Below are 17,205 nucleotides of genomic sequence, written 5' to 3' on the forward strand. Positions count from 1 at the left end.
TCATGAGCGAATCCCAGATCATCCATATCGACTCCGCCGACTGGAGCGGCCAGCGCTTGTCCGTGCCGCGCGAGCAACTGCTTGCCGCACTCGAGGACGGCAAGGTGCTGTTTTTCCCGCATTTGCGCTTTCCGATCGACGGCGGCGAGGAAGCGCTGCTCGATCCGGCGCTTGCCGATCCGAAGCGCAAGAACATCAGCCTCGCGCCGATGGGCGGCGCGCTCGCCGGCGTGATCGGCGATGCGGTCACGCAATCGGCGGTGCGCGCGCTGGTCGCGCGCTTCGCGCAGCATGCATGCACGCTCGTCGACGGGCTGTTGCCCGAATACCGCGGCAAGCTGCGCGTCGCGCCGACGAGCCTGCGCCTCATGCAGGTCGAGACGCGGCAGACGTCGTGGCGCAAGGACGACAGCCGCTTGCACGTCGACGCGTTTCCGTCGCGGCCCAATTACGGCGAGCGCATCCTGCGCGTGTTCACGAACGTGAATCCGGCAGGCGTGCCGCGCGTGTGGCGCGTTGGCGAGCCGTTCGAGGACGTCGCAAAGCGCTTCTTGCCGCGGATCAGGCCGCAACTGCCGGGCTCGGCGTTTCTGCTCGCGCTGCTGCGCGTGACGAAGACCAAGCGCAGCGCGTATGACCATCTGATGCTGAACCTGCACGACTGCATGAAGGCCGATCTCGACTATCAAAGAACGAGCCCGCAACAAACCATGCCGTTTCCGCCCGGCAGCGTATGGGTGTGCTTTTCCGATCAAACGTCGCACGCGGTGATGTCCGGCCAGTTCATGCTCGAGCAGACGTTCTTTTTGCCCGTGGATTCGATGGTGCGTCCCGAGCGCGCGCCGCTCGGCATTCTCGAACGTTTGACGGGCAGGACGCTCGTTTGAGCGCGCGCGACGTTTCGGCGGGAGCGCCCGGGCGATGTTGAGAGCGATCTATCGTGTGCTGTGGTGGCTGATCGCGCCGGTCGCGGTGTTGCGTCTGCTATGGCGCTCGCGGCGCGAGCGCGGCTATCGCGAACATATCGGCGAGCGCTTCGGCTATGGGCCGGGGCGCGCGGGCGCGCGCGGCGTCGACGAACGCACGCCGATCGTGTGGGTGCATGCGGTGTCGGTCGGCGAGACGCGCGCCGCTCAACCGCTGATCGATGCGCTGCTGCGCGCGCGCCCGGATGTGCGCATCCTGCTCACGCATATGACGCCGGGCGGCCGCGCGACGGGCGAGCAGCTATTCGGCTCTCGCGTGCTGCGCTGTTACCTGCCTTATGACCTGCCGCTTGCGGTGCGGCGTTTTCTGAGCACATGGCAGCCGTCGCTGGGCCTCGTGATGGAGACCGAGGTGTGGCCGACGCTGATCGACGAATGCCGCCGTGCCGACGTGCCGCTGGTGCTGACGAACGCGCGGATGTCGGCGCGCTCGTTCAAGCGCGCGGCGAAGTTCGGCGCGGCCGTGCGCGACGTGTTCGGCGGTTTCTCGCGCGTGCTCGCGCAGAGCCCGGCCGATGCCGAGCGGCTGAATGCGCTCGGCGCGCGCAACGTCGCGGTGCTCGGCAATCTGAAGTTTGATATGGCGCCGCCGCCCGAGCTTGCCGCACGCGGGCGCGCGTGGCGCGCGGCGATCGGCAACCGGCCGGTGTGGATTGCGGCGAGCACGCGCGAGGGCGAGGAAGCGCTCGTGCTCGATGCGTTCGCCGCGATGAACACGCCCGGCGCGCTGCTGGTGCTCGTGCCGCGCCATCCGCAGCGTTTTGCCGAAGTCGCGGCGCTCGTCGAGCGTCGCGGGCTGCGTTGCATGAGGCGCACCGAATGGGCGGACGACGGCGCTGCCGCGGCGGCCGGCCGGCCGGCCGCCGCGCCGCTGCCGGCGGATGTCGCGGTGCTGCTCGGCGATTCGATGGGCGAACTGGTGGCGTATTACGCAGCCGCGGACCTCGCGTTCATCGGCGGCAGCCTGCTGCCGCTCGGCGGGCAGAATCTGATCGAAGCGTGCGCGGTGGGCGTGCCGGTGCTGATTGGGCCACACGTGTTCAATTTCACGCAGGCGACGGCCGACGCGGTCGCGGCAGGCGCTTGTGTGCAGGTGCAGGATACGGCGGAGCTTGCGCGCACGGCCGATGCACTGTTTGCCGACCATCCGCGCCGCACGGCGATGGGCGCGGCCGGCGCGGCGTTCGCCGCGCGGCACCGCGGCGCGACCGCGCGCACCATCGACGTGCTGAGCGCGTTGCTGCCGCCGCCGTGTGTCGCAAGCGCGGCCGGCGGCGATGGCGGCGATGTGGCCGGTATCGACGAAGAGGCGGGCGGGCTCGGCGCTTGAGTGCCGCAGGGCGGCAGGCTATCGCGCGGATGCGTGGCGGCTGTCAGCCCGGCTCCAGCTTCCGCGCCGGCCGTCGCGCGCGGCCGCGCAGCTGTGGCTGCTGCCGCGCACGCCAATGGGCGCGCCGTTGCCGGACGTCAGACGCTCAGCAATCCTTTCTTCTCGATGAACGCGATCACGTCGGCGACGCCGTCGAGCGCCTTCAGATTGCACATCACATACGGGCGCTCGCCGCGCATTTTCTTCGTGTCGGCGGCCATCACGTCGAGATTCGCGCCGACGAGCGGCGCGAGGTCCGTTTTGTTGATCACGAGCAAATCCGATTTCGTGATGCCGGGCCCGCCCTTGCGCGGAATCTTTTCGCCGCCCGCGACATCGATCACGTAGATCGTCAGATCGGACAACTCCGGGCTGAACGTCGCGGCGAGGTTGTCGCCGCCGGATTCGATGAATACGATGTCCGCCTGCGGAAAACGCGCGAGCATGCGCTCGACGGCTTCGAGATTGATCGATGCGTCCTCGCGAATCGCCGTGTGCGGGCAGCCGCCCGTCTCGACGCCCATGATCCGCTCCTCCGGCAGCGCGCCCGCGATGGTCAGCAGCCGTTGATCCTCCTTCGTATAGATATCGTTCGTGATCGCGACGAGGTCATAGCGATCTCGCATGCCCTTGCAGAGCATTTCGAGCAGCGTCGTCTTGCCGGAGCCGACCGGGCCGCCGATGCCCACCCGCAACGGCGGAAGTTTTTTCGTGCGGCGGGGCGCCGTGGAGGCGGGAACGTTTGAGGCAGGTGTGTTCATGATGATCGGGATGCTTGGGCGATTCATGCGAACCGCGGCTTAGGAGCGGAACAGGCGCGAGTATTGCGATTCGTGGCGAGCCGACAGAATGCCGAGCTGCGGTGCGAACGTGTTGATCGCGGCAGGCGGCGTCGCGAGCGCGCGGCGCACGGCGTCGCGGATCGGCTCGCGCAGCGCCGCGATGATCTTCTGGCCGGCCAGTTGGCCGAGCGGCACCGCTTTGATCGCGGCGGCCGTCTGATTCTCGATCCAGCCGAATGCGTAGGCGGCGAGCGTCGCATCGGGGCTCGCGCCGTGCGCGGCGGCGGCGAACGCGAACGCGCTCGGCAGTGCGATGGGCGACAGGCGCGCGAGCGTCGCACGACGTGCGGCATCGCCCCATTCGAGCGACACGCAAAGCTGGGCGAGCGACCAGCCCATCTGCTCGGTTTCGCGACGCAGTTCCGCCGATTCGCGGCTCGCGACGAACTCGTCGTTCGCGGCGGCGAGCGCATCGGCATCGTGCTTGCGCCAGCGTTCGAGCTGATGCGCGAGCAACGGCAGTTCGCCATGCGCGAGCACGTCGGCGAGGCCGCTTGCGATCCAGTCGCGCACGCCGTCGGCATCGCGGATCAGCGCCGTATCGAGCGCGGCCTCGAGCCCTTGCGAATAGCTGTACGCGCCGATCGGCAGCGCCGGCGATGCCAGATGCAGCAGCGCGACGAGTTCAGTCGTGTCGATGGCCATGAGCGTGTGCGCAGGAAGGACCATGCTGGTGATCGTGATCGTGATCGTGATCGTGATCGTGTTCGTGCGAGTGCGAGTGCGAGTGCGAGTGCGAGTGCCCGTGGTGCTCGCCGTACACCTGCTGCGCGAGCGCGTAATCTTCGGCAAACGTCGCATCGTGGCCGTGCCGGTGCCCGCCGCCATAAGCGCCGGCTTCGGGCTGGAACGGCGCGTGCGTGCGTTCGACCGTGGTTCCGAGGCGCGTCAGCATGTCGGCGAGCACGGGATCGTATTCGAGCTTCAGATAATCGGCGCCCACTTCGATAGGCGTATGCCGGTTGCCGAGGTGATAGGCGGCGCGCGTGAGCGTCAGGGTATCGGCGGCGCGCACGACGAGCACGGCTTGCGCGGCCGCGGCCACGCGCACCAGCGCGCCGTCGTCGGCGACGAGCACGTCGCCGTCGGCGAGCACCGTGCCGCGCGGCAGCACGAGCGCGATTTCCTCGCCGTTGTCGAGCGTTGCGGCGAGCCGGCTCTTGCAGCGCGCATCGTAGGTGAGCGTGAGGGTCGGCGCGCGCGCGACGAGCGACGCAGCAAGTTTCACGTGCGGGGCGATACGTTTGTCGATCGTGCGCATGGTCGGTTATTCAGGACTCAAAACAGGAAATAGCGCTGCGCCATCGGCAGCACGTGAGCCGGCTCGCAGGTCAGCAGCGTGCCGTCGGCGACGACGTCGTAGGTTTCGGGGTCGACGCTGATCGCCGGCTGCCATGCGTTGTGGATCATGTCGCGCTTGGTTACCGTGCGGCAGCCGCGCACCGGCACGAGCCGCTTCGCGAGTCCGTAGCGCTCGGCGATGCCCGCATCGAGCGACAGTTGCGACACGAACGTGAGCGACGTGCGCGCGAGCGCGCCGCCGCGCGTGGCGAACATATCGCGGTAGTGGACGGGCTGCGGCGTCGGGATCGACGCGTTCGGGTCGCCCATCTGCGCGAGCGCGATCATGCCGCCCTTGATGATCATCGCGGGCTTCACGCCAAAGAACGCGGGCTCCCAGAGCACCAGATCGGCCCACTTGCCGGGTTCGATCGAGCCGACTTCGTGCGCGATGCCGTGCGTGAGCGCCGGGTTGATCGTGTATTTCGCGACATAGCGCTTCGCGCGGAAGTTGTCGTGGCGCGGGTTGTCCTCGGGCAGCGCGCCGCGTTGCACCTTCATCTTGTGAGCGGTCTGCCAAGTGCGCACGATCACTTCGCCCACGCGGCCCATCGCCTGCGAATCGGACGACAGCATCGACAGCGCGCCGAGATCGTGCAGGATATCTTCGGCCGCGATCGTCTCGCGGCGGATGCGCGATTCGGCAAATGCGAGATCCTCGGCGATCGACGGATCGAGGTGATGGCAGACCATCAGCATGTCGAGGTGCTCGTCGAGCGTGTTGATCGTGTACGGGCGCGTCGGATTCGTTGACGACGGCAGCACGTTGGGCTCGCCGCACGCCTTGAGGATATCGGGCGCGTGGCCACCGCCCGCGCCTTCGGTGTGGTACGTATGGATCGTGCGGCCCTTGAACGCGGCGAGCGTTGCCTCGACGAAGCCGGCTTCGTTCAGCGTGTCGGTATGGATCGCGACTTGCGTGTCGGTGTCGTCGGCAACCGTGAGGCAGTTGTCGATTGCGGCGGGCGTCGAGCCCCAGTCTTCGTGCAGCTTCAGGCCGATCGCGCCGGCTTCGATCTGCTCGATGAGCGGCTGCGGCAGGCTCACGTTGCCCTTGCCGAGAAAACCGAGATTGACCGGCCAGCCGTCGGCCGCCTGCAACATGCGTTCGAGATGCCACGGGCCGGGCGTGCAGGTGGTCGCGTTGGTGCCCGTTGCCGGACCCGTGCCGCCGCCGATCAGCGTCGTCACGCCCGAGGCGAGCGCTTCGTCAATTTGCTGCGGGCTGATGAAGTGGATGTGCGTGTCGATGCCGCCCGCGGTCACGATCAATCCTTCGCCCGCGATGATCTCGGTGGCCGCGCCGATCGCGATCGTCACGCCGGGCTGGATGTCCGGATTGCCGGCCTTGCCGATCGCGGCGATGCGGCCGTGCTTGATCGCGATATCGGCTTTCACGATGCCCCAGTGATCGACGATTACCGCGTTCGTGATCACGGTATCGGCAACGTCGGCCGCCACGAGCTGCGATTGGCCCATCCCGTCGCGGATCACCTTGCCGCCGCCGAACTTCACTTCATCGCCGTAGACCGTGTAGTCGCGCTCGATTTCGATCAGCAGATCGGTATCCGCGAGGCGGATGCGGTCGCCTGTGGTCGGCCCGTACATTTCCGCATACGCGCGGCGGCTCAAGCGTAGTGTCATGTTGCGAATCCTTGCGTTGCTTGGATGTTCCGGAAAGGAGGGGCCGCGCGTCGCATGCGGTGCGGCCACGGCGTTCAGAGCGGCCCCATCACCTTGCCCTGGAAGCCGTAGACTGCACGCGCGCCCACGAGCGCGACGAGTTCGACCGTGCGCGCTTGGCCGGGCTCGAAGCGCACCGCGGTGCCGGCGGCGATGTTCAGCCGGAAGCCGCGCGCGGCTTCGCGATCGAACGACAGCGCGTCGTTGGCTTCGTGGAAGTGATAGTGCGAGCCGACCTGCACGGGACGGTCGCCCGTGTTCGCCACGACCAGCGCGATCGTTTGACGGCCCGCATTCAGTTCGTGCTCGCCGTCGTCGGTGAGGATTTCGCCGGGGATCATCGCAGGCTCACGCAATCGGATGGTGGACGGTGACGAGCTTCGTGCCGTCGGGAAAGGTCGCCTCGACCTGGATATCGGGAATCATTTCCGGCACGCCTTCCATCACGTCGTCGCGCGTGAGCAGGGTGGTGCCGTAGTGCATCACCTCGGCGACGGTCTTGCCGTCGCGCGCCGCTTCCATCAGCGCGGCCGTGATGAACGCGACCGTCTCGGGATAGTTGAGCTTGAGACCGCGCGCGCGGCGACGTTCGGCGACGAGCGCCGCCGTGAAAATCAGCAGCTTGTCTTTCTCTCGGGGAGTCAGTTTCATGAAAGAAACATTTTGGAAAACGTAATATCTGGATGGTGAATTTGGCGCTCACCGCGCGGTTATCGTAGCACCGCAACTGGGCAAATACGCAAGCAGGCGCGCAGGTAAGTCAGCAAGGCGTGTGCCATGCGATTTTCGGGCGGTGCGATGCCGCAAACCGGTGCGCCGCGCACCGTCATGGGGTATTTCGCCGAAAGGCGTGTGTCAGAATCGTGCGGCGCGCATCAGGTTTGCCAAAGCCGCAACGGCATCGCGTCGACGCCGTGCACGAGCGGCCGCAGCACGAGCCATTGTTCGATGAACAGACGCTGCAGCGCCTCCATCGAATGCGCGAGCGCGCGGATCAGCATCGTGCCGGGCGCCACGCAGGTGACGCCCGCGCGCAATGTGTCGTCGAACGGCAGCGTGGGGGCGATCGTCTCGGCGAGTGCGTCGGTGCAAGCCGCGCCTAACGCCCATAGCGTGCCGTAGACACAGAAGCCGTCGAGCCCTTGTGGCGCGGTGCGCAGCGGATCGGCCGCATCGAGGCGCGCACGCTCGATCCATTGCGGCTTCCCGGATGGCCCGATGAGCGTCGAGATCGACGCGATGCGGCCTGCCGCCCAAGTTTCCCCCGCCGCCTGACGGCCGAGCTGCGTCGCATCCCAGCCGAGCGCACTCGCGCCGGCGCCAAGCGTCAGCGCGAAATCGAGCGACGCGTGCGCGGCGTCGAAGAACAGGTTGTTTTGCGGCAGCCAATCGAGCCTTGCGTGTGCGCCGACCTCGATTGCGATCCGCTGCCGCGCATCGAGACCGTTCGACTTGTACCACTTGGTCGCACCGGGCGTGGTCAGCACCGCATGCGTGCCGGGCGCGAGCCGAACGTCGATGTCGAGCGTGTCGCCGCCGGCAATGCCGCCGGGCGGATGGACGATCACCGCATGGCAGATCGCGTCGCCTTCCGGGTAGAGCGCGCGCTGAACGCGCAGCGGACCCGCATGCCGCCGATGGACGAGCGCCGTGCGCGCGCCATGCAGTTCGAAGCCAAGTTCGAGACGGGCGTGCCACGCCTTGGCGGCAGGGCGGGCGAGCGTGGCATGAGGTTCGTGGGCGGACATCGTCAGGCGCGGAAAAGGCGGGCGCACTCATGCTACAGGATATCGGCCGCACTGCGCGAGCGCATCGGCGAGTGCGTTCGGCCGCACTGTTCGGCCGTGCGGGGGCGGCCCGGCCCGGTTGCTTCGCCGCACGCCGGAAAACCGCTCGAACAATCGGCTCAAACCGCGATCATCTCCCGCACGCGATGCGCGTCCATCTCGCTGCCCGCGCCGCCCGCGACGATCTCGCCGCGGCTCATCACCCAGTAGCGATCGGCAATCGAGCGCGCGAAATCGTAGTACTGCTCGACGAGCAGCACCGTCATCCGCGTTTCGTCGACGAGTTGCCTGAGTGTGCGGCCGATGTCCTGAATGATCGACGGCTGGATGCCTTCGGTCGGCTCGTCGAGGATCAGCAGTTGTGGCTCACTCATCAGCGCGCGGCCGATCGCAAGCTGCTGCTGCTGACCGCCGGACAGATCGCCGCCGCGCCGTGCACGCATATCCTTCAGGACTGGAAATAAATCGTAGATTCGGTCCGGCACCTTGGAAGGTGCTTGGCGGCTTGCCGCGCCGACGAGCAGATTTTCCTCGACCGTCAGCCGCGCAAAGATGTCACGGCCTTGCGGCACATACGCCAAGCCCGCGGCGACGCGCGCATACGGCGGCAGCGAGCCGAGCGGCTTGCCGCCCCATGCAATGGCGCCGCTTTTCGCGGCGACGACGCCCATCACACAGCGCAACAGCGTCGTTTTGCCGACGCCGTTGCGCCCGAGCAGCACGGTCAGCTTGCCGTCGTCGGCGGTGAGGCTCACGTTGCGCAGGATATGGCTGCCACCGTAATACTGATTCAGTGATTCGATCGTCAGCATCGCATCATCGTCCGAGATAAGACTCGATCACCGCTTCGTCGCGCTTGACCTGATCGAGCGTGCCTTGCGCGAGCACGGCGCCTTCGGCCATCACCGTCACGCGGCCGGTATCGCCCGCGAGCGCCGCGACGAACTCCATGTCGTGCTCGACGACCATCATCGAGCAACTGCCGCGCAGCGTGTTCAACAGCTCGGCGAGCATCATCGTTTCGTGGTCGGTCATCCCGGCCGCCGGTTCGTCGAGCAGCAGCAGCGCGGGGCGCTGCATCAGCAGCATGCCGATTTCGAGGCGCTGCTTCTGCCCGTGCGACAGCTCGCCCGCGAGCCGGTACGCGCTGTCCTCGAGCTGGATCAGCGCGAGCGTTTCCTCGATGCGCGCCTGCGCCGCGCGCTCGAGCCGAGCGCGCAGCGACGCGAACCAGCGCTTGTCGGCCTGCATCGCGAGTTCGAGGTTCTCCCATACCGGATGCTGCTCGAAGACGGTCGGCTTCTGGAACTTGCGGCCGATACCCGCGCGCGCGATCTGCGGTTCGTTCATCCGGGTCAGATCGAGGGTCTGGCCGAGGAATGCGCAGCCCGAGTCGGGACGCGTCTTGCCGGTGATCACGTCCATCATCGTCGTCTTGCCCGCGCCGTTCGGACCGATCACGCAGCGCAGCTCGCCCGCGTCGATCGCAAGCGACAGCTTTTTCAACGCGCGAAAGCCGTCGAAGCTGACTTCGATGTCTTCGAGATACAGGATCGTGCCGTGCGAGGTATCGATCGCGCCCGGCTCGACGACATGCGACAGCGCCGCGGTGCCGCTGACGGCGCTCGGGCCGGCGTCGCCCGCCTGCTTGGCGCGGCGCGGCCGGATCATGCGCGGGCTCATCGGCTCGCTCCTTTGCGCGCGAGCGCCGCGCCCGCGCCCATGATCCCGCGCGGCAGCACGAGCGGCACGAGCACGAAAATAAGGCCAAGGAAGAACAGCCAATATTCGGCGAAGTAAGCGGTAAACAGGCTCTTTGCACCGTTGACCGCGAATGCGCCGATGATCGGACCGATCAGCGTGCCGCGCCCGCCGACGGCCACCCAGATCGCCATCTCGATCGAATTGCCCGGCGACATCTCGCTCGGATTGATGATGCCGACCTGCGGCACGTAGAGCGCGCCCGCGATCGCGCACAGCACGGCCGATACGGTCCACACGAATAGCTTGTACGCAAGCGGGCTGTAGCCGACGAACATCAGCCGCGTCTCGCCGTCGCGGATCGCGGTGACGACGCGTCCGAGCTTGCTCACGACGATCGCGCGCGCGGCGATGAACGACGCGGCGAGCGCCGCGAACGTGAGCAGGAACAGCGCGGTGCGTGTGCCGGGCGACGTGATCGCGAAGCCGGCGATCCGTTTGAAATCGGTGAAACCGTTGTTGCCGCCGAAGCCGGTTTCGTTGCGATAGAACAGCAACATCGCAGCGAATGTCAGCGCTTGCGTGATGATCGACAGATACACGCCCTTGACGCGCGAGCGGAACGTGAAGAAGCCGAACACCCAAGCGAGGGCGGCGGGCACCAGCACGACGAGCGCGAGCGCATACGCGAGGTGCTCGGTGCCTTGCCAGTACCACGGCAGCGCATGCCAGTCGAGAAACACCATGAAATCGGGCAGATCGCTGCCGTATTTGCCGTCGCGTCCGATCTCGCGCATCAGGTACATGCCGATCGCATAGCCGCCGAGCGCGAAGAACAGGCCGTGCCCGAGGCTCAGGATGCCGCAGTAACCCCAGACGAGATCGAGCGCGAGCGCCGCGATCGCGTAGCACATCAGCTTGCCGCCGAGCGTCATTGCGTAGGATGACAGATGAAATGCGCTCGATTCAGGCACGACGAGCGCGGCGAGCGGCACGCCGATGCCGACCGCCACGCACAGCGCGACGAGCGCGAGCCACGCGCGCCGCGGCAGCAGCGCGGCGCGCGGCGGCAGATCGAGTGTGAAGCGCGGCGCGCTCGGCGGCGTGATCGGCCCGGCAGCCGGTTCGGCGTGGGCTTGCCCACTCGATCGCGGGGCGCTTGCCGCGGCCGTGGAAAACGATTGAGTCGTCGAATTCATGTCGTCACGCCTCCGCGCTTCGGCCTTTCGGCGCAAACATGCCCTGTGGGCGTTTCTGGATGAACAGCACGATCATTGCGAGCACCGCGATCTTCGCGAGCACCGCGCCCCAGAACGGCTCGATGGCCTTGCCGACGAGCCCGAGGCCGAAGCCGCCAAGCACGGTGCCCGCGATCTGGCCGACGCCGCCGAGCACGACCGCCATGAACGAATCGATGATGTAGCTCTGGCCAAGATCCGGGCCGACATTGCCGATCTGCGACAGCGCGCAGCCGCCCAGGCCCGCGATGCCTGCGCCGAACGCGAATGCTTGGGAATCGACACGCGCGGTTTTCACGCCGACGCACGCGGCCATCTGGCGGTTTTGCGTGACCGCGCGCATGAACAGCCCGAGCCGCGTCTTCGTCAACACGGCCCATGCGATGCCGACGACGATGAGCGAGAACGCGAGAATCGCGAGCCGGTTGTAAGGCAGGATCAGGTTCTGCATGACCGCGACGCCGCCGCTCATCCATGCCGGATTGGTCACCTGAACGTTTTGCGCGCCGAAGATCGTCCGCGTCGCTTGGATCAGGATGAGGCTCACGCCGAACGTCGCGAGCAGCGTTTCGAGCGGGCGGCCATACAGATGCCGCAGCACGAGCCGCTCGAGCGCGATGCCCACCGCGGCAGCCGTGACGAACGACGCGGGAATCGCAATCAGCGGATACCAGTCGAACGCACCGGGCAGATAGTGTTGCACGAGCGTTTGCACGACGTAGGTTGCATAGGCGCCGATCATCAGAAATTCGCCATGCGCCATGTTGATCACGCCGATCAGGCCGTAGGTGATCGCGAGTCCGAGCGCCGCAAGCAGCAGCACGCTGCCGAGCGAAAGCCCCGCGAACAGCGTGCCCGCGATTTCGCCGCGGCGCTGGATCGCATACAGCGCGTCGAGGCCCTGCTGCGCGGCGGCGCGCACCTGCGCGTCGGGCTCCGCATCGCTTGCGTCGGCGCGCTTGGCGACGAGCGGGCGCAATTGCTCGATCATGTCGAGATCGTTGCGCGCGGCGACGAGCCGTACCGCTTCGAGGCGTCGCGCCGGGTCCGCGTCGTGCAGCGCGGCGATCGCCCACAATGTGTCGAGGCGGCGCTTGAGCGCCGGATCGGTCTCTTTCGCGCGCGCCGCGTCGATCATCGGCTTGACCGACGCGTCGGGATTCTTCAACAGCGCATCGATCGCGTTGCGCCGCGTGGCGACGTCGGGCGATGCCAGATCGATACCCGACAGCGCATTCGCGATCTTCGTGCGAAGCAGATTGTTGAGCGTCACCGGTTGCGCGTCGCCTGCGGGCGTGCCCGCTTGCGTGAGCACGTCGCGGGTGCTGCCGTCGCCGGCCTGAATCAGCAGGCGGCCCGCGTCGGTGGCCAGCGCATTGCCGTCGGCGAGCGCGTGCAGCAGCGCGACGGCGGCGGCACTGCCGTCGGCGGCGAGATGATCGATCGCGGCGAGCTTCGCGTCGAAGTCGTCGCCGGCGAGCGCGGCGACGTCGGCATTCGCGAGCGCGAACGCCGCGCAAGGCGCGGCGAGCACGAGCGCGCCGCAGACGGCGAACGCCGCGGCGGTGCGCACGGCAAAGGCGCGCACCGCGCGGCTCAAGGGCGTGAGCATCAGCCTGTCCTCATGAATGAAAAGAAAATCCGCCGTGCGGCCGTGCGCCGTGGCGCGTCGGCGCGCGCAAAGCGTCCGCATGTAGCCACGGACGCGCCGCCCGCGAAGTACGTCACGCGAGCGCCGCCGCGCGCCGCCGCAGAAATGCCGGAATCGAGCCGATCACGTCGGGCTTGCCCTGATTGCCGGCGATGTACGGGCTCCAAGGCTGCGCGCGGATCGCCGTCTTGGTCTTCCAGACGACGTTGAACTGACCGTCGCCGCGAATTTCGCCGATCATCACCGGCTTGTGCAGATGATGGTTGCCGTCCATCGTCAGCGTGAAGCCCGACGGCGCGGCGACCGATTGCCCGATCATCGCGGCGCGCACCTTGTCGACATCGGCGCTCTTGGCTTTCTCGACCGCCTGCTTCCACATGTGAATGCCGACGAAGGTCGCCTCCATCGGATCGTTGGTCACGCGCTTCGCGCCACCGGGCAGGTTCTGCGATTGCGCCCACGCGGCGAACTGGTCCTTGAACTTCGCGTTCGCCGGCCCCTTGACCGACATGAAGTAATTCCACGCGGCGAGATGGCCGACGAGCGGCTTCGTATCGATCCCGCGCAGCTCCTCTTCTCCGACCGAAAACGCGACGACGGGAACCTCGGCCGCCTTGATCCCCTGATTGCCGAGTTCCTTGTAGAACGGCACGTTCGAATCGCCGTTGATCGTCGAGATCACGGTGGTCTTGCCGCCTTGCGCGAAGGTCTTGATGTTCGCGACGATCGTTTGATAATCGCTGTGGCCGAACGGTGTGTAGACTTCCTGAATATCGGCATCCTTCACGCCCTTCGATTTCAGGAAGGCGCGCAGGATCTTGTTGGTCGTGCGCGGGTAGACGTAATCGGTGCCGAGCAGGAAGAAACGTTTCGCACCGCCGCCCTCGGCGCTCATCATGTATTCGACGGCGGGAATCGCCTGCTGATTCGGCGCGGCGCCGGTATAGAACACGTTGCGCGACATTTCCTCGCCTTCGTACTGCACCGGGTAGTAGAGCAGGCCGTTCAGCTCCTCGAACACCGGCAGCACCGATTTGCGCGACACCGACGTCCAGCAGCCGAACACGCACGCGACTTTGTCCTGCGTGAGCAACTGCCGCGCCTTTTCGGCGAACAGCGGCCAGTTCGACGCGGGATCGACGACGACCGGCTGGAGCGGCCGCCCGAGCACGCCGCCGTTTTTATTGATGTCGGCAATCGTCATCAGCGCGGTGTCTTTCAGCGAAGTCTCGGAGATGGCCATCGTGCCTGACAGCGAATGCAGGATACCCACCTTGATCGGGCCTTTGCCCGCGTCCGCCGCGCGCGCGAACGGGCTGCGACCCGTGAGGGCGAGCGCGCCTGCCATCGACCCGAACTTCAAAAGACTGCGACGTTTCATCGAGTTCCCCTTGCCGGTTGGAGTGGTGTGGACGCACGCTCGCGAGCGTGCGGCGCGTCCGATTACGCAAGGCATGTGCCAGATCGGCCCGGCGTGCGTGCGTGCCCGTCGGCGGGGCTTGCTCGCGTGCGGCGGTGCGTGTGCGCACGCACGCGGGCGCGGCATGGTCCGAAGCGGTGCAGCGCGGCGCGCGCGCGTGCTGCATGGTTGTGCACCGGGCGGGGCGTGCTTACACTCTCGACGTGCCTGCCCAATCGTTTTTGCCGTGCGTGGCTGCGGCCGGCTTGCCGGGCGCGTGATCCGCTCGCGCGGCGCGGCCGCGTGCCCATCATTCGAACGATTCTCCAAGGAGCCTTTGATGACCGAGCCTGTTTCGCAGACCCCCGATCTTTCCGCGTTCTGGATGCCGTTCACCGCGAACCGGCAGTTCAAGGCGGCACCGCGTCTTTTGGTCTCGGCCAAGGGGATGTATTACACGTCGCACGACGGCCGCCGGATTCTCGACGGCACGGCCGGCCTCTGGTGCGTGAACGCGGGTCACGGCCGCGACGAGATCGTCGCCGCGGTACAGGCGCAGGCCGCTCAGATGGACTTCGCACCGACGTTTCAGATGGGCCATCCGAAGGCGTTCGAAGCCGCCGCGCGGATCGCGCGCCACACGCCGGGCGACCTGAAACACATTTTCTTCACCAACTCGGGCTCGGAAGCGGTGGATACCGCGCTCAAGATCGCGCTCGCGTATCACCGCGCGCGCGGCGAAGCCCAACGCACGCGTTTCATCGGTCGCGAACGCGGCTATCACGGCGTCGGCTTCGGCGGAATCTCGGTCGGCGGGATCGCGCCGAATCGCAAAGCCTATAGCGGTGCGCTGCTGCCGTCGGTCGATCATCTGCCGCATACACTGAATCTGAACGAGGCTGCGTTCTCGAAAGGGCAGCCCGCCTGGGGCGCGCATCTCGCCGACGAGCTTGAGCGGCTCGTCGTGCTGCACGACGCGTCGACGATCGCCGCGGTGATCGTCGAGCCGGTCGCGGGCTCGACAGGCGTGCTGATTCCGCCGCAAGGCTATCTCGAACGGTTGCGCGCGCTGTGCGACAAGCACGGCATCCTGTTGATCTTCGACGAGGTGATCACCGGCTGGGGGCGGCTCGGCGCGCCGTTCGCGTCGCAGTTTTTCGGCGTCACGCCCGATCTGCTGACAATGGCCAAGGGCACCAACAACGCGGCGGTGCCGATGGGGGCGGTCGCCGCGAGCGGCGCTATCCACGACGCGATCGTGGACGGCGCGCCCGCCGGGATCGAGTTGTTCCACGGCTACACGTATTCGGGACATCCGCTCGCGGCCGCGGCCGCCGTCGCGACGATCGATCTGTACGAGCGCGAGGGGCTGCTCACGCGCGCCGCGCAGGTCGCACCGGTGTTCGAGCGCGAGATCCACAAGCTGAAGGATGCGCGCCACGTGATCGACGTGCGCAATCTCGGCCTCGTCGGCGGCGTCGAACTCAAGCCGCGCGACGGCGCGCCCGGCGCACGCGCTTACGAGGTCTTCGTCAAATGCTTTCAGAAGGGCGCGATGGTGCGCTACACGGGCGACATCCTCGCGTTCTCGCCGCCGCTGATCGTCGACGAGGCGCAACTCGTCGAACTGTTCGCGATCGTCGCCGAAGCATTGAAGGAAACGGAGTAGCGCGGCGGGCGCGGCAAGCGCCGCATATCGGAGGCGGCGCCCGCCGCGCTTGGATCGCTCGCGCGGCTCGATTCGCGTGGCCCGGGCGTGCGTTGCTTCGGTTATCGCCGCGTGCCGCTTCGGCTCAGCCGCTCAGTAGCGCGGCACCGACGGATCGACGTCGCGCGACCACGCGTCGATGCCGCCTTGCAGGTTGTAGAGTTTCGTGAAGCCGCGCGATTCGAGAAACATCGCGACCTGCGCGCTGCGCATGCCGTGATGGCAGACGCAGACGATCTCGGCATCGTCGTCGAGTTCTTCGCTGCGAGCGGGAATCTGCTGCATCGGAATCGACACGCTGCCGTCGATCTTCGCTGTTGCGACTTCCCACGGCTCGCGCACGTCGAGCACCACAGGCGCCGCGCGCGACGTGTCGCGCAGCCATTCGGCGAGCGCGGAGGCGGTGAGGATCTGCATCGTCGGCCGCCGGCTCAGAACTTGAAGCGCGACGGCTCGATCGCGTTGACGAGGTGATCGACGTAGGTTTCGAACACGTCGGCGACGCGGTACTGCTTGTCGTCGATTCGCGTGACGATTTGCGCCTTCATCACCGGCCGGCCGCCGACGAAGGCGGCCAGACGGCCGCCGACCTTCAGTTGCTCGAGCAATTCCTGCGCAATCGCGGGCAGCCCGCCCGACACGCAGATCACGTCATACGGCGCCTTCGCGGGCCAGCCGCGCGAGCCGTCGCCCGTGGCGACCTCGGCATTCGTCACGCCGTTGTTCTTCAGATTGTCCTCGGCGAACTTGGCGAGCGCCGGGTCGATCTCGACCGTCGTCACGAATTGGCCGCGCGCGGCGAGCAGCGCCGCCATGTAGCCGGAGCCCGCGCCGATTTCGAGCACGTTCTCGTGCTTCTTCACCGCAAGCTCTTGCAGGATGCGCGCTTCGACGCGCGGAAACAGCATCTTCTGGCCGCCGGGCAGCGGCAGTTCGACGTCGGCGAATGCTAGGTCGCGGTACGCGGCCTGCACGAAGTTCTCACGCTTGACGACCGACAACAGGCTCAAGACGTCCTGGTCCAGCACATCCCAGGGGCGGATCTGCTGTTCGATCATGTTGAAACGTGCTTTTTCGATATTCATCATGGGGTCATGCAGCCTGAACGGCCGTGGGCGGGGGACGAAAAACGGTGGAATTGTACCAAACGGGGGCGAGATCCTGCCGCGAACCGGTTGCGGCCCTAGCGTTTGCTGTTCTTGATTTGCGCCTCGAATGCGAGATCGAGCTTGCTGGCCTTGCGCGGCTTTTTCGGGCCGAACTCGTCGACGAAGGCGACGAAGGCGTCGAGCGGTAACGGCGCGCAGAGCTTCTCGGCCGCGCCGCCCGAGCGGTCGACCAGATAAAACAGGCCCCCGGGCATGCCGACTGCCGTGTACTGCGGGTTGCCGCTGCGGGTTTTCAGGCGTTCGACCGCGCGGGTCGCTTGCGTCGTGCGCATCGTGCGTCGGAAACGGAAAGTGCGGGAAAACCGTCACTTTATCAATAACGGCGGCCGAA

At 66.9% G+C, this 17,205-nt stretch carries 18 protein-coding genes; 3 read left to right on the forward strand and 15 right to left on the reverse strand.

Translation table 11 applies throughout. The features are described from left to right. Positions 1 to 2: 2 nt before the first annotated feature. A complete protein-coding gene (gene kdoO, locus AQ611_RS05625) occupies positions 3 to 887 on the forward strand; it encodes a Kdo hydroxylase KdoO (protein ID WP_059519971.1) in 885 nt (294 codons plus the stop codon). Between the two features lie 34 nt (positions 888 to 921). Then, positions 922 to 2,316: a lipid IV(A) 3-deoxy-D-manno-octulosonic acid transferase gene (gene waaA, locus AQ611_RS05630; RefSeq protein ID WP_069233951.1), complete on the forward strand. Its 1,395-nt coding sequence runs from the start codon at positions 922 to 924 to the stop codon at positions 2,314 to 2,316. A gap of 137 nt (positions 2,317 to 2,453) precedes the next feature. On the opposite strand, the gene ureG is transcribed toward waaA, so the two are convergent. From ureG to urtA, 12 genes are all read right to left on the reverse strand, one after another. Further along, on the reverse strand, positions 2,454 to 3,116 hold the full coding sequence (gene ureG / locus AQ611_RS05635) for an urease accessory protein UreG (protein WP_069233952.1): 663 nt from the start codon (positions 3,114 to 3,116) through the stop codon (positions 2,454 to 2,456). Positions 3,117 to 3,155: 39 nt separating this feature from the next. Continuing rightward, complete coding sequence (locus tag AQ611_RS05640; RefSeq protein ID WP_069235153.1) at positions 3,156 to 3,836, reverse strand: urease accessory protein UreF; 681 nt, start codon at positions 3,834 to 3,836, stop codon at positions 3,156 to 3,158. Then, positions 3,823 to 4,458, reverse strand: coding sequence for an urease accessory protein UreE (ureE, locus tag AQ611_RS05645; protein ID WP_069233953.1), 636 nt, complete (start codon positions 4,456 to 4,458; stop codon positions 3,823 to 3,825). Before ureE ends, AQ611_RS05640 begins: the two co-directional genes overlap by 14 nt. 17 nt (positions 4,459 to 4,475) lie before the next feature. Then, entirely contained in the window at positions 4,476 to 6,182 is a 1,707-nt protein-coding gene (gene ureC / locus AQ611_RS05650; RefSeq protein WP_059519967.1) for an urease subunit alpha, read from the reverse strand. A gap of 74 nt (positions 6,183 to 6,256) precedes the next feature. Then, positions 6,257 to 6,562 carry an urease subunit beta gene (locus AQ611_RS05655; RefSeq protein WP_069233954.1) on the reverse strand — a complete coding sequence of 102 codons (306 nt, stop codon included), beginning with the start codon at positions 6,560 to 6,562 and terminating at the stop codon, positions 6,257 to 6,259. A gap of 7 nt (positions 6,563 to 6,569) precedes the next feature. Further along, a complete protein-coding gene (gene ureA, locus AQ611_RS05660; protein WP_059519965.1) occupies positions 6,570 to 6,872 on the reverse strand; it encodes an urease subunit gamma in 303 nt (100 codons plus the stop codon). A gap of 224 nt (positions 6,873 to 7,096) precedes the next feature. After that, positions 7,097 to 7,969: an urease accessory protein UreD gene (locus tag AQ611_RS05665; RefSeq protein ID WP_069233955.1), complete on the reverse strand. Its 873-nt coding sequence runs from the start codon at positions 7,967 to 7,969 to the stop codon at positions 7,097 to 7,099. A gap of 158 nt (positions 7,970 to 8,127) precedes the next feature. Next, a complete protein-coding gene (gene urtE, locus AQ611_RS05670; RefSeq protein ID WP_059519963.1) occupies positions 8,128 to 8,820 on the reverse strand; it encodes an urea ABC transporter ATP-binding subunit UrtE in 693 nt (230 codons plus the stop codon). 4 nt (positions 8,821 to 8,824) lie between these two features. Next, entirely contained in the window at positions 8,825 to 9,679 is an 855-nt protein-coding gene (urtD, locus tag AQ611_RS05675) for an urea ABC transporter ATP-binding protein UrtD (protein ID WP_059520082.1), read from the reverse strand. Between the two features lie 8 nt (positions 9,680 to 9,687). Then, positions 9,688 to 10,908 carry an urea ABC transporter permease subunit UrtC gene (gene urtC / locus AQ611_RS05680; RefSeq protein WP_069233956.1) on the reverse strand — a complete coding sequence of 407 codons (1,221 nt, stop codon included), beginning with the start codon at positions 10,906 to 10,908 and terminating at the stop codon, positions 9,688 to 9,690. Positions 10,909 to 10,912: 4 nt separating this feature from the next. Then, complete coding sequence (gene urtB, locus AQ611_RS05685; RefSeq protein ID WP_083237369.1) at positions 10,913 to 12,559, reverse strand: urea ABC transporter permease subunit UrtB; 1,647 nt, start codon at positions 12,557 to 12,559, stop codon at positions 10,913 to 10,915. A gap of 112 nt (positions 12,560 to 12,671) precedes the next feature. Next, on the reverse strand, positions 12,672 to 13,979 hold the full coding sequence (gene urtA / locus AQ611_RS05690) for an urea ABC transporter substrate-binding protein (protein ID WP_069233957.1): 1,308 nt from the start codon (positions 13,977 to 13,979) through the stop codon (positions 12,672 to 12,674). A 358-nt stretch (positions 13,980 to 14,337) separates the two neighbouring features. Between urtA and aptA the strand changes: the two genes are divergently transcribed. Further along, a complete protein-coding gene (gene aptA, locus AQ611_RS05700; RefSeq protein WP_059520080.1) occupies positions 14,338 to 15,666 on the forward strand; it encodes an omega-aminotransferase AptA in 1,329 nt (442 codons plus the stop codon). Positions 15,667 to 15,798: 132 nt separating this feature from the next. Here aptA and AQ611_RS05705 read toward each other — a convergent pair whose 3' ends face one another. From AQ611_RS05705 to AQ611_RS05715, 3 genes are all read right to left on the reverse strand, one after another. Beyond that, a complete protein-coding gene (locus AQ611_RS05705; protein WP_059519959.1) occupies positions 15,799 to 16,122 on the reverse strand; it encodes a rhodanese-like domain-containing protein in 324 nt (107 codons plus the stop codon). Between the two features lie 14 nt (positions 16,123 to 16,136). After that, positions 16,137 to 16,790: a protein-L-isoaspartate O-methyltransferase family protein gene (locus tag AQ611_RS05710; RefSeq protein WP_069235155.1), complete on the reverse strand. Its 654-nt coding sequence runs from the start codon at positions 16,788 to 16,790 to the stop codon at positions 16,137 to 16,139. Between the two features lie 98 nt (positions 16,791 to 16,888). Beyond that, entirely contained in the window at positions 16,889 to 17,146 is a 258-nt protein-coding gene (locus tag AQ611_RS05715) for a hypothetical protein (RefSeq protein WP_069233959.1), read from the reverse strand. Between the last annotated feature and the right edge of the window lie 59 nt (positions 17,147 to 17,205).

Origin of the sequence: Burkholderia singularis, from assembly GCF_001718875.1 — a bacterium.
GTDB lineage: Bacteria > Pseudomonadota > Gammaproteobacteria > Burkholderiales > Burkholderiaceae > Burkholderia > Burkholderia singularis.

Bases quoted from the DNA above. Each gene is read 5' to 3' on its own strand.
- kdoO (WP_059519971.1), top strand. From the start codon at position 3: ATGAGCGAATCCCAGATCATCCATATCGACTCCGCCGACTGGAGCGGC.
- waaA (WP_069233951.1), top strand. From the start codon at position 922: ATGTTGAGAGCGATCTATCGTGTGCTGTGGTGGCTGATCGCGCCGGTC.
- ureG (WP_069233952.1), bottom strand. From the start codon at position 3,116: ATGAACACACCTGCCTCAAACGTTCCCGCCTCCACGGCGCCCCGCCGC.
- ureE (WP_069233953.1), bottom strand. From the start codon at position 4,458: ATGCGCACGATCGACAAACGTATCGCCCCGCACGTGAAACTTGCTGCG.
- ureC (WP_059519967.1), bottom strand. From the start codon at position 6,182: ATGACACTACGCTTGAGCCGCCGCGCGTATGCGGAAATGTACGGGCCG.
- AQ611_RS05655 (WP_069233954.1), bottom strand. From the start codon at position 6,562: ATGATCCCCGGCGAAATCCTCACCGACGACGGCGAGCACGAACTGAAT.
- ureA (WP_059519965.1), bottom strand. From the start codon at position 6,872: ATGAAACTGACTCCCCGAGAGAAAGACAAGCTGCTGATTTTCACGGCG.
- AQ611_RS05665 (WP_069233955.1), bottom strand. From the start codon at position 7,969: ATGTCCGCCCACGAACCTCATGCCACGCTCGCCCGCCCTGCCGCCAAG.
- urtE (WP_059519963.1), bottom strand. From the start codon at position 8,820: ATGCTGACGATCGAATCACTGAATCAGTATTACGGTGGCAGCCATATC.
- urtD (WP_059520082.1), bottom strand. From the start codon at position 9,679: ATGATCCGGCCGCGCCGCGCCAAGCAGGCGGGCGACGCCGGCCCGAGC.
- urtC (WP_069233956.1), bottom strand. From the start codon at position 10,908: ATGAATTCGACGACTCAATCGTTTTCCACGGCCGCGGCAAGCGCCCCG.
- urtB (WP_083237369.1), bottom strand. From the start codon at position 12,559: ATGCTCACGCCCTTGAGCCGCGCGGTGCGCGCCTTTGCCGTGCGCACC.
- urtA (WP_069233957.1), bottom strand. From the start codon at position 13,979: ATGAAACGTCGCAGTCTTTTGAAGTTCGGGTCGATGGCAGGCGCGCTC.
- aptA (WP_059520080.1), top strand. From the start codon at position 14,338: ATGACCGAGCCTGTTTCGCAGACCCCCGATCTTTCCGCGTTCTGGATG.
- AQ611_RS05705 (WP_059519959.1), bottom strand. From the start codon at position 16,122: ATGCAGATCCTCACCGCCTCCGCGCTCGCCGAATGGCTGCGCGACACG.
- AQ611_RS05710 (WP_069235155.1), bottom strand. From the start codon at position 16,790: ATGAATATCGAAAAAGCACGTTTCAACATGATCGAACAGCAGATCCGC.
- AQ611_RS05715 (WP_069233959.1), bottom strand. From the start codon at position 17,146: ATGCGCACGACGCAAGCGACCCGCGCGGTCGAACGCCTGAAAACCCGC.